Genomic DNA, 11,534 nt, shown 5'->3' with positions numbered 1-11,534 from the left:
CCATCCCGAACTCAGCAGTGAAACGATGCATCGCCGATGGTAGTGTGGGGTTTCCCCATGTGAGAGTAGGTCATCGTCAAGATTCATTTCGCAAAACCCCTATCTGCGCGAGCAGGTAGGGGTTTTGTCTTTTCCGGGTCGCGATCGCGCGACACAAAAAGCCTCACACCCAGGTCCTGCGCCTCGACTGAAACGCGCGTTCCTCATGATAAGGTTCCCCGAGAACCAGCCGTCTCTCCCAAGGGAATCCCTCATGTTCGCTACCACCACGCTGCAGCCCGGTTTCATGATTGTCCACAGCAACCGGCTGGACGACTTGCGCAGCCTGGTGGTGAGCTGGATGCGCCGTTACCCCCTGGCGCCGCTGGAAAACGAGATCGCCCTGGTGCAGAGCAACGGGATCGCCCAGTGGCTCAAGCTGGCCCTGGCCGAAGACCCGCTGGATGATGACCTGGGCGGCTGTGGTATCGCTGCGGCCGTCGAAGTGCAACTGCCAGGCAGTTTCATGTGGCAGCTGTACCGGCGAGTACTAGGGCGGGACGAGATTCCCGAGGCATCGCAGCTCGACAAGGCGCCGCTGACCTGGCGGTTGATGCGCCTGTTGCCCGAATTGATCGACCGGCCGCATTTCGAGCCCCTGCGCCGGTTCCTGACCGATGATAGCGACCTGCGCAAGCGCTACCAGCTGGCCGAACGGCTGGCGGACCTGTTCGACCAGTATCAGGTCTATCGTGCCGACTGGCTCAAGGACTGGGCCGCAGGCGAGCATGTGCTCAACACTGCACGGGGCGAGCGCAAGCCGCTGCCCCCCGGCAATTGCTGGCAGGCCGAGTTGTGGCGGGCACTGCTGCTGGACGTCGGTGAGCAAGGCATGGCCCAGAGCCGGGCCGGGGTGCACCAGCGCTTCATCGAGCGCATCACCACGATCGAGCAGGCGCCGCCAGGCCTGCCATCGCGCGTCATCGTGTTCGGGATTTCCTCGCTGCCTGCCCAGGCACTGGAGGCGCTGGCTGGCCTGTCGCGGTTCAGCCAGGTATTGCTGTGCGTGCACAACCCCTGCCGACACCATTGGGCCGATATCGTGGCCGACAAAGACCTGCTGCGCCACCAGTACAAGCGTCAGCAACGCAAGCAGGGCATGCCCCTGCAGCTCGACGACGAGTCGATGCACCAGCATGCCCACCCGTTGCTGGCGGCCTGGGGCAAGCAAGGACGCGACTACATCAACCTGCTCGACAGTTATGACGATCCAGGCAGCTACCGCGGTGTGTTCAGCGAAGGGCGCATCGACCTGTTCAGCGAAGCGCAGCCCGATAACCTGCTCAATCAGCTGCAGGATGACATCCTCGAACTGCGTCCGCTGGCCGAGACGCGCAGCCTATGGCCTGAGGTCGATCCAGCCAGGGACCGCTCCGTACGTTTTCACGTCGCCCATAGCCCCCAGCGCGAGGTGGAGATCCTGCATGACCAGTTGCTGGCCCGCTTCAGCGCTGATCCTTCGCTGCGTCCGCGTGACATCATCGTGATGCTGCCGGACATCAACACCTATGCCCCGCACATCCGCGCCGTGTTTGGTCAGCTCGACCGCAAGGATCCGCGCTTCATTCCGTTTACCCTGACCGACCAGGGCCAACGTGGCCGCGATCCGTTGCTGATTGCCCTGGAGCATCTGCTGAAGCTGCCCGATAGCCGCTTTGCCGTCAGCGAGGTGCTGGACCTGCTGGACGTGCCGGCACTGCGGGCTCGTTTCGCCATTCATGAAAGTGATTTGCCGACACTGCACCGCTGGATCCAGGGTGCTGGCGTACGCTGGGGCCTGAATGCCGAACAGCGGGCATCGCTGGGACTGCCCGAGGGGCTGGAACAGAACAGCTGGCGGTTTGGCTTGCGGCGTATGTTGCTCGGATACGCGGTAGGCATGGGAGAGGGATGCGATGGCATCGAACCCTATGACGAAATCGGCGGCCTCGATGCCGCCTTGATCGGCCCGCTGGTTGCCTTGCTCGATGCCCTGGAGGTCGCGTGTCATGCCTTGACGCAGCCCGCCACCGCAGCCGAGTGGGGGGAACGCTTGCACGCCTTGCTCCAGGTATTCTTCCTGGCCGAAAGCGAGCATGACGATTACCTGCTGGTGCAGCTTCAGACGCTGCGTGAAACCTGGCTGCAGACCTGCGAGTCGGTCCAGCTTCATGACCTGCTGCCGCTGACCGTGGTCCGCGAAGCCTGGTTGTCGGGGCTGGACCAAGGCAAGCTCTCCCAGCGTTTCCTCGCGGGGTCGGTCAACTTCTGCACGCTCATGCCCATGCGCGCCATCCCGTTCAAGGTTGTCTGCCTGCTGGGCATGAATGATGGCGACTACCCACGTGCGCAGCCTCCACTCGATTTCGACCTGATGGCCAGCGATTACCGTCCTGGCGATCGGTCACGCAGGGAAGATGACCGGTACCTGCTGCTGGAAGCCTTGCTGTCGGCCCGTGAACAGCTTTACGTCAGCTGGGTCGGGCGCAGCATAAGAGACAATAGCGAGCGTCCCGCCTCGGTGCTGATCGGGCAGTTGCGCGATCACCTGGCCGCCGGCTGGCGACGAGCAGACGCGCACGAAGGTGGCAAGCTGGACGCGGGCGAGCAGTTGCTGCACGCGTTGACCCAGGAACACCCGCTGCAGCCTTTCAGTCAAAGGTACTTCCAGAAGGGCAGCCCGTTGTTCAGCTATGCCAATGAATGGCGTGTACTGCATGAGGCGTGCGCGCCACCCGCGGCCAGTGGGCAGGCCTTGGCCCCCTACACCAGTGACGAACCGCTGAGCCTGGCGTTGCTGCAGGACTTTCTGCGCCATCCGGTGCGGCACTTTTTCAGCCAGCGCCTGACGGTGTTCTTTGAAGCACTGCAAGCACCGCTCGCTGACGAAGAACCCTTCATTCTCGATGCTCTGCAGCGCTACAGCCTGAGCGAAACCCTGCTGAGCGCCGCGCTGGCAGAGCCGCAGGACAGCGATCGCGCGCTGCAATCCCAGGCGCGGCGCCTCCAGGCCAGCGGTCTGCTGCCTCTGGCCGGCTTCGGCGAGTTTCTGCAAGGGGAGCTGGTACAGCCGTTGCCAGCCTTGCTGGTCCGTCACAGCCAGCTGTTGCAACGCTGGCCACAGCTGGTCGACAGCGCCCTGCCGATTCGCTTCGAGCAGGGCGCGCATCGACTCGAGGGTTGGCTGGGCCGTGTCTACCAGGCCGGGGATGACAGCCTGTTGAGCATCACCACCGTGCCCAATTCCATCTGCAGCGGCCGCAATAGCCTCAAATGGCATCGACTGATACCAAACTGGGTGCTGCACCTGGCGGCCTGCGCGGTTGGCCATGCGTTGCATAGCGCACTGGTGGCCAGCGATGTGACCCTCCTGCTGGCACCCCTACCCCAGGCACGCGCCGCCGAACTGCTCGGTGACCTGGTGGTGGCGCGCCAGGCAGGCATGAACGCGCCCCTCCCTGTCGCGGCCAAGACCGCGTTTGCCTGGCTGGCACAGACCGATCCTGACAAGGCCCTGAGCGCTGCTGTCCGAGCCTATGAAGGCGATGGTCAGAACAGTTTCGGCGAGCGCAGCGAGAGCGTGGCGCTGGCCAGGCAGTACCGCGACTTTGCCGCGCTGAGCGCCGACGAGACATTCGAGGGCTGGTGCGAAGCCCTCTACCGACCGTTATTTGAAGCGCCCTGGCAAACCCTGGGCAACCAGGAGAACGCCGCATGACCCAGCAGGCCCGTCCTCTCGCACTGAGTTTTCCCTTGCACGGTAGCCAGCTGATCGAAGCGAGCGCAGGCACCGGCAAGACCTTCACCATTTCTGCCCTGTACCTGCGGCTGATCCTCGGCCATGGGGGCGAGGAGGGCTTCGAGCGTGAGCTGCTACCGCCGCAGATTCTGGTGGTGACCTTCACAGACGCGGCAACCAAGGAGCTGCGCGAACGTATCCGGACGCGTCTGGCCGAGGCGGCGCGTTTCTTCCGTGATGAGCTCAACGAGGCTGACCCGCTGCTCTGCCAGCTGCGCGATGATTACCCCCAGGAGCAGTGGCCAAGGTGCGCCAGCCGGCTGGAAGTCGCGGTGCAATGGATGGACGAAGCGGCGGTCTCGACCATCCACGGCTGGTGCCAGCGCATGCTGCGCGAGCATGCTTTCGACAGTGGCAGCCTGTTCACCCAGAGCCTGGAGACCGACCACAGCGAGCTGCTCGGGCAGGTCATGCGCGACTACTGGCGGCGCTTCTGCTACGCGATGCAGGGCGAGGCGCTCGGCTGGGTACGCGACAACTGGATCAGTCCGGATGCCTTGCTGCCCCGGGTGCGGCCGCTCTTCGGCCGTCAGCGGGTACAGAGCGCCGAGGAAGAGCCCCAGGCGCTGATCGACGCTGTCCTTCTGCAACGCGCCGAACAGCTGGGTGAGTTGAAGGCGCCTTGGGCGCAGTGGGCGGACGAGCTTTTGCAGCTCTGCCGTGAGGCATTGGCCACCAAGCAGGTTGACGGGCGGAAGATGCAGGCCCGTTATTTCGAGCCCTGGTTCGAAAAACTCAAGGCCTGGGCGAGTGACGAGCAGGCGCACGAGCTCGACATCGGGACCGGCTTCACGCGCCTGACGCCGACCGGCATGGCCGAGGCCTGGAAGGTGGGCGAGCCGCCAGCGCACCCGGCACTGGATGCGATGGAGAGCCTTCGCCAGCGACTCCAGGGGCTGCCGAGCCCGGATGCCTGCCTGCTGGAACACGCCGCGGCGTGGGTGGCCTCGCGCTTCGAAGTGGAAAAGCGCCGGCGCGCGGAGATGGGTTTCGACGACATGTTGCTGCGTCTTGAGCAGGCGCTCAGCGGCGAAGCTGGCGAACGTCTGGGCGCGCTGATCCGCGAGCAGTTCCCGGTGGCCCTGATCGATGAGTTCCAGGACACCGACCCGGTGCAGTACGGCATCTTCGAGCGCATCTATCGCATCAGCGAAAACCGTGTCGAGAACGGGCTGTTCATGATCGGTGACCCCAAGCAGGCGATCTATGCCTTCCGCGGCGCCGATATCTTTACCTACCTGAGCGCCCGTCGCGCCACGGCCGGCCGCCTGCACAGCCTTGACACCAACTTCCGCTCCAGCCAGGACATGGTAAGCGCGGTCAACCGGGTATTCCTGCATGCCGAGGCTCGCCCTGAAGGGCGTGGAGCTTTCCTGTTCCGCGAGGGTGACGAAAACCCGCTACCGTTCGTGGAAGTGCGGGCCAAGGGGCGCGATGAAGCACTGATCATTGCCGGGCAACCCAGCGCTGCCTTGCACCTGTGGCACTTGAGCAGCGACGAACCGGTCTCCGGCGCCACCTACCGCCATCATCTCGCGGCCAGCTGCGCGGCCCACATCGTCAGTCTGCTCAACAGCAGCCAGGAGGGCCGCAGCGGGTTCCGGGATGACAGCGGCACGCTGCGTCCTTGCCAGCCGTCCGACATTGCCATTCTTGTGCGTGATGGCCGTGAAGCCCAGCTGATCCGCGCGGAGCTGGCTGCCCGGGACGTGCGCAGTGTGTACCTTTCGGACAAGGACTCGGTGTTTGCCACCCAGGAGGCCCATGACCTCCTGGCCTGGCTCAAGGCCTGCGCCGAACCGGACTCCGAGCGGCTCCTGAAAGCCGCCCTGGCCAGCACGATCCTGGACCTGCCGCTGAGCGCCCTGGAGCAATTGAACCAGGATGAACGGGTGTGGGAACGATGGGTCATGACCTTCCGGGACTATCGCCAGACCTGGCAGCGACAAGGCGTGCTGCCCATGCTTCGGCGGCTGCTGCATGACTTCAGCCTGCCGCGCACCCTGATCGGCCGCAGTGACGGCGAGCGTGTGCTCACCAACCTCCTGCACCTGGCCGAGCTCCTGCAGCAGGCCTCCGCCGAGCTCGACGGTGAACAGGCGCTGATCCGTCATCTGGCCGAGCACCTTGCCAGCTCCGGCCAGGCCGGTGAAGAGCAGATCCTGCGCCTTGAAAGCGATGAGCAACTGGTCAAGGTGGTCACGATCCACAAGTCCAAGGGTCTCGAATACCCTCTGGTCTACCTGCCGTTCATCTGTACCAGCAAGCCTGTCGATGGCCAGCGCCTGCCACTTGCCTGGCACGACAGCGAAGGTCATGCGCATCTGACCCTGACCCCGGACCGCGAGCAGATCGAGCGCGCCGATGACGAGCGTCTGGCCGAAGACCTGCGCCTGCTCTACGTGGCCCTGACCCGCGCCCAGCATGCCTGCTGGCTCGGCATCGCCGATCTCAAGCGGGGCAGCAACAAGGCCTCGCAATTGCACCGTTCGGCGCTGGGCTATCTGCTCGGTGGAGGCGCGCAGTTGCCAAGCTCCAACCATCTCGAACAGTGGCTTGGGGCGCTGCAGTCGGAATGTGCGGCGATCGCCTGCCAGCCGTTGCCCGAGAGCACCGCTACGGCGTATCTCAACCCCAAGGCCGGCAGCGAGCTGCTGCCTCTGCGCAAGCCGCGGCGCCAGGCCGCCGAAAACTGGTGGATCGCCTCCTACAGTGCCCTGCGCATTGGCGAAGAGGGCCTTACCCAGGACAGCTCACAAGCGCAGCAATTGCTCGACGATGAACGTCCAGAGGTCCAGCAGTTGCGCGAGGTGCCGGCGGGCGGTGGGGATATCCATCGATTTCCGCGCGGACCGAACCCGGGTACCTTCCTGCACGGCCTGCTGGAGTGGGCCGGGCGCGAAGCATTCGCCCATGTCAGCGCCAATCCGCAGATGATCGAGCGGACCGTGGGACAGCGTTGCAACCGGCGCGACTGGACCGGCTGGATTCCCGCCCTCGACCAGTGGCTGCGGCAGTTGCTCGGTCAACCGATGCCCTTGTATCCGGATGGCCCGGTGCTGATGCTCAGCCAGCTTCGTCATTATCAGATCGAGATGGAGTTCTGGTTCGCCAGCCATCACGTCGATGCCACGCGACTCGATCAACTGGTGGCGCAACACACCCATGACGGCGTCGCGCGGCTGGCCGCGCAACCGACCCAGCTCAACGGCATGTTCAAAGGCTTCATCGACCTGGCGTTCGAGCTCGACGGCCGCTACTACGTGGCCGACTACAAGTCCAACTGGCTCGGTCCCGACGACCTGGCCTACAGCACACAGGCCATGGAGCAGGCCATTCTCGCCCATCGCTACGACCTGCAGTACGTGCTCTATCTGCTGGCCCTGCACCGGCAGTTGCGCGCGCGCCTGCCGGGCTACGACTATGACCGGGATGTTGGCGGTGCGCTGTTCATGTTCCTGCGTGGCACGGCGGCCGCGACTCATGGGGTGTATTTCGTCAAGCCGCCGCGCAGCCTCATCGAACAACTTGATGCGCTGTTCCGGGGCGAACATGCGCCAGAGCAGCAAGACCTGTTTACCGGAGCCGCCTCATGAGCCGACAACTGCACGACCTGCTGCCGACCCCGCTCGAGGCCGCGCACCTGGCAGCCCTGACACCCCTCAAGGCCAGCCGTGACCTGCTCATCCTGCTGGATCGCTGGGTCGAGCGTGGCTGGCTGCGCGCGCTTGACCGGGCCTTCGTCAGTTTCCTCGAGGAGCTTGCCCCAGGCAGCGACCCGTTGGTGCTGCTGGCGGCGGCACTTGCCAGCCATCAGCTGGGCCATGGCCATGTGTGCCTGGACATCGAGCAGACCCTGGCCGAGCCCGATTTCGCGCTGTCGCTGCCGCCGGAAGGCGATGCCCTGGCTGGCCCACTTTTGCTGCCTTCGCAACTGCTGGCCAGCCAGGATCTGGCCGCCTGGTTGCTACGGATAGCCAGCAGTCCCCTGGTGGCCGATGGCAGCACCTCCACGCACAGCGCGCGTCCCCTGGTGCTCAGCGGTCAACGCCTGTACCTGCGGCGCTATTGGGGATACGAGCGGCGCATCGACGCGGCCTTGCGCGATCGCCTGGCGCAAGCCGAGCCGGTGCCAGGCGATCTGCCGTCCCGGCTGGCGCAACTGTTCGAGGGCGGCGCCATGCCTGGCCAGGTCGACTGGCAGAAGCTCGCCTGTGGCCTGGCGACCCGCGCCGCATTCAGCATCATCACCGGTGGTCCCGGTACCGGCAAGACCACCACCGTGGTGCGCCTGCTGGCATTGCTGCAGGCCCCGGCGGTCGAGCAGGGGCGACCACTGCGTATCCGGTTGGCGGCACCGACCGGCAAGGCCGCGGCGCGCCTGACCGAGTCGATCGGGCAGCAGGTCGAACGTCTGACCGTCAGCGCCCAGGTGCGCGAACAGATCCCCACCGACGTCAGCACCGTGCACCGGCTGCTTGGCAGCCGTCCCGGCTCGCGGCATTTCCGTCATCACGCCGGCAACCCGTTGCCGCTGGACGTGCTGGTGGTGGACGAGGCCTCGATGATCGACCTGGAAATGATGGCCAATCTGCTCAACGCGTTGCCAGACAGGGCACGCCTTGTGCTGCTCGGCGACAAGGACCAGCTCGCGTCGGTGGAGGCGGGCGCCGTGCTCGGCGACCTGTGCCGTGATGCCGAGGAGGGCTGTTATTCCCCTGAGACCTGCGCCTGGCTGGAGCAGGTCAGCGGCGAGTCCCTGGCCGCCAGCGGTCTTCGCCCCGGTGATGCGCGACAGCACCCACTGGCCCAGCAAGTGGTGATGCTGCGGTTTTCGCGGCGCTTTGGCGAAGGCAGCGGCATTGGCCAGCTTGCTCGCCTGGTCAACCGCCAGCACGCGCAACAGGCGCGGGACTTGCTCACCCGGGCGCCCGACGATGTCTTCAGCCTGGCCCTGCGCGGCGAACAGGACCGGGCCTTCGACCGCCTGCTGCTCGACGGCCTGGGCCGAGGCGCCGATGGCCCCCAGGGTTACCGGTGCTACTTGCACACCATCGCCCGCAAGCGCCCCGCGCTCGGCACCCCGGCAGACGATCCGCGCTGGGAGCACTGGGCGGGTGACGTCCTGCAGAGCTTCGAGACCTTCCAGCTGCTCTGCGCGGTGCGCAAAGGCCCCTGGGGTGTCACGGGACTGAACGAGCGGGTCGAGCGCGTTCTGGACAAAGCCGGGCTGATCGATAGTCAACAGCCTTGGTACGAGGGCCGCCCCGTCCTGATGACCCGCAACGACTACGGTCTGGGCCTGATGAACGGGGACATCGGCATCGCCCTGCGCCTGCCTGACGAGCAGGGCGAACCCATCCTGCGCGTGGCGTTCGCCCGCAACGACGGCCGGGGTGGCGTGCGCTTCGTCCTGCCCAGCCGGCTGAACGAAGTCGAAACCGTGTTCGCCATGACCGTGCACAAGTCCCAAGGCTCCGAATTCAGCCACACCGCACTGGTCCTGCCTGACGCCCTCAACCCGGTGCTCACCAAGGAGCTGGTCTACACCGGCATCACCCGCGCCAAGGACTGCTTCAGCCTGATCGAGCCGCGGCAGGGGATTTTCGAGGAGGCGGTGACGCGCAGGGTACGGCGGATATCGGGGTTGATGCTGGAGGAGGTCTGATCGGGTCTTCTCAGCCCCCGATAAAACGCATCTCCCGCGTGGAACCCATCAGCAAGCCGGCGTTTTGCTCGGTGATGTCCCGGATGTACTCCCACAACAGGGTAATCCGCTTGAGCTTCCTCAAGTCTTCCCGGCAGTACATCCAGAACTGCCGCGTCACCTCCACCTGATCCGGTAGCACCGCCACCAGGCGAGGGTCCTGGGCCGCGAGAAAACACGGCAGTATCGCCAGCCCGCGGCCTTGCAGCGCCGCGGTGTACTGTGCGATGACACTGGTGCTGCGCAGGTGCGCGGTGGCATTGGGGATCAGGTTGGCCAGGTACAGCAGTTCGGAACTGAAGGCCAGGTCGTCCACGTAGCTGATGAAGGGGTGCCCGGACAGGTCGCTGGCCTGACTGATCGGGGCGTGGGTATCGAGGTAATCCTGCGTGGCATACAGGCGCAACCGGTAATCGCATAGCTTGCAGCACACGTACGGCCCGTGCTCGGGGCGCTCCAGGGCGATGACGATATCGGCTTCGCGCTTGGACAGGCTGATGAAGTGCGGCAGGGGCAGGATGTCGACGGTAATCGCAGGGTAGGCGTCGACGAAGTGGCTCAACTGCGGGGTGATGAAGAAACTGCCGAAACCCTCGGTGCAGCCCATGCGGATATGCCCCGATAACGCAACCCCCGAGCCCGATACCTGTTCGCACGCCATGTGCAGGGTGCTCTCGATAGACTCGGCGTACCCCAGCAGGCGCTGGCCCTCGGCGGTGAGCACGAAGCCGTTGGTGCGCGATTTCTCGAACAGCAAGGTGCCTAGCGCCACTTCCAGCGAGCCAATGCGCCGCGACACCGTGGTGTAGTCGACATTGAGGCGCCTGGCCGCGCTGCTGGCCTTGCGGGTACGCGCCACTTCCAGAAAGAACTTCAAGTCATCCCAGTTCAACGAGCTCAGGGACGTGAGGTTTTTTTGCATGATGGTCCGGCTTTTATGTGCGTTCTTGTTGGAAGTTTGCACATCTATACTCGAATTCAGCCTCGTCCCCAACAATAATTCCAGGAGAGCGCAGATGAACGCACCCCATACCCCAGACCAGGCCAAGGTCGAGCAGGTCAAGCTGCTGATCGACGGCCAGTGGGTCGAATCGAAGACAAACGAGTGGCGCGATGTGGTCAATCCGGCCACCCAGCAGGTGCTGGCGCGTGTGCCGTTCGCCACGGTGGAAGAAGTCGATGCCGCTGTCGCCGCTGCCCAGCGCGCCTTCAAGACCTGGCGTGACACCCCTGTCGGCGCCCGCATGCGCATCATGCTCAAGCTTCAGGCGCTGATCCGCGAGCATACCAAGCGCATCGCCCAGACCCTCAGCGCCGAACAGGGCAAGACCCTTGCGGACGCCGAAGGCGACATTTTCCGTGGTCTGGAGGTGGTCGAGCATGCCGCGTCCATCGGCACCCTGCAGATGGGTGAGTTCGCCGAAAACGTCGCGGGCGGTGTCGATACCTACACCTTGCGCCAGCCGATCGGCGTCTGCGCGGGCATTACCCCGTTCAACTTCCCGGCGATGATTCCGCTGTGGATGTTCCCGATGGCAATCGTGTGCGGCAACACCTTCGTGCTCAAGCCATCCGAGCAGGACCCGCTGTCGACCATGATGCTGGTCGAGCTGGCGCTGGAAGCGGGGGTTCCAGCCGGCGTGCTCAATGTGGTGCACGGGGGCAAGCAGGTGGTGGACGCCATCTGCACCCATAAGGACATCAAGGCCATTTCCTTCGTCGGCTCCACCGAGGTCGGCACTCATGTCTACAACCTCGCCAGCCAGCACAACAAGCGTGTGCAGTCGATGATGGGGGCCAAGAACCACGCGGTTGTGCTGCCGGACGCCAACCGCGAGCAGACTCTCAACGCCTTGGTGGGCGCAGGTTTCGGCGCGGCCGGGCAGCGCTGCATGGCGACTTCGGTGGCGGTGCTGGTGGGCAAGGCGCGCGAATGGATCCCCGAGCTCAGGGACCTGGCGGCCAGGCTCAAGGTCAACGCGGGGAGCGAGCCGGGGACCGATGTCGGAC

The 11,534-nt window shown here is 65.0% G+C and carries 5 protein-coding genes and 1 rRNA gene; 5 read left to right on the top strand and 1 reads right to left on the bottom strand.

All coding sequences use genetic code 11. From position 1 onward, the window contains the following. From rrf to recD, 4 genes are all read left to right on the top strand, one after another. Positions 1-82: ribosomal RNA gene (rrf, locus tag VJS90_RS21920) — 5S ribosomal RNA — on the top strand; the annotation flags it as partial. A gap of 171 nt (positions 83-253) precedes the next feature. Further along, positions 254-3,736 carry an exodeoxyribonuclease V subunit gamma gene (recC, locus tag VJS90_RS20690; RefSeq protein ID WP_324123496.1) on the top strand — a complete coding sequence of 1,161 codons (3,483 nt, stop codon included), beginning with the start codon at positions 254-256 and terminating at the stop codon, positions 3,734-3,736. Next, positions 3,733-7,413, top strand: a complete 3,681-nt coding sequence (recB, locus tag VJS90_RS20685) for an exodeoxyribonuclease V subunit beta (protein WP_324123495.1) — start codon at positions 3,733-3,735, stop codon at positions 7,411-7,413. Before recC ends, recB begins: the two co-directional genes overlap by 4 nt. Continuing rightward, complete coding sequence (gene recD, locus VJS90_RS20680; RefSeq protein WP_324123494.1) at positions 7,410-9,485, top strand: exodeoxyribonuclease V subunit alpha; 2,076 nt, start codon at positions 7,410-7,412, stop codon at positions 9,483-9,485. The genes recB and recD overlap by 4 nt, the downstream gene beginning before the upstream one ends. Before the next feature lie 10 nt (positions 9,486-9,495). Here recD and VJS90_RS20675 read toward each other — a convergent pair whose 3' ends face one another. After that, positions 9,496-10,446: a LysR family transcriptional regulator gene (locus VJS90_RS20675; protein WP_324123493.1), complete on the bottom strand. Its 951-nt coding sequence runs from the start codon at positions 10,444-10,446 to the stop codon at positions 9,496-9,498. 94 nt (positions 10,447-10,540) lie between these two features. Here VJS90_RS20675 and mmsA point away from each other — a divergent pair. Then, a partial coding sequence (gene mmsA, locus VJS90_RS20670; protein ID WP_324123492.1) for a CoA-acylating methylmalonate-semialdehyde dehydrogenase occupies positions 10,541-11,534 on the top strand: 994 nt, incomplete at its 3' end.

The sequence above is a fragment of the Pseudomonas sp. genome (assembly GCF_035277045.1).
Taxonomy (GTDB): domain Bacteria; phylum Pseudomonadota; class Gammaproteobacteria; order Pseudomonadales; family Pseudomonadaceae; genus Aquipseudomonas.
Note: the sequence above shows the minus strand (reverse complement) of the source record. Positions and strands in the feature narration are given on the sequence as shown.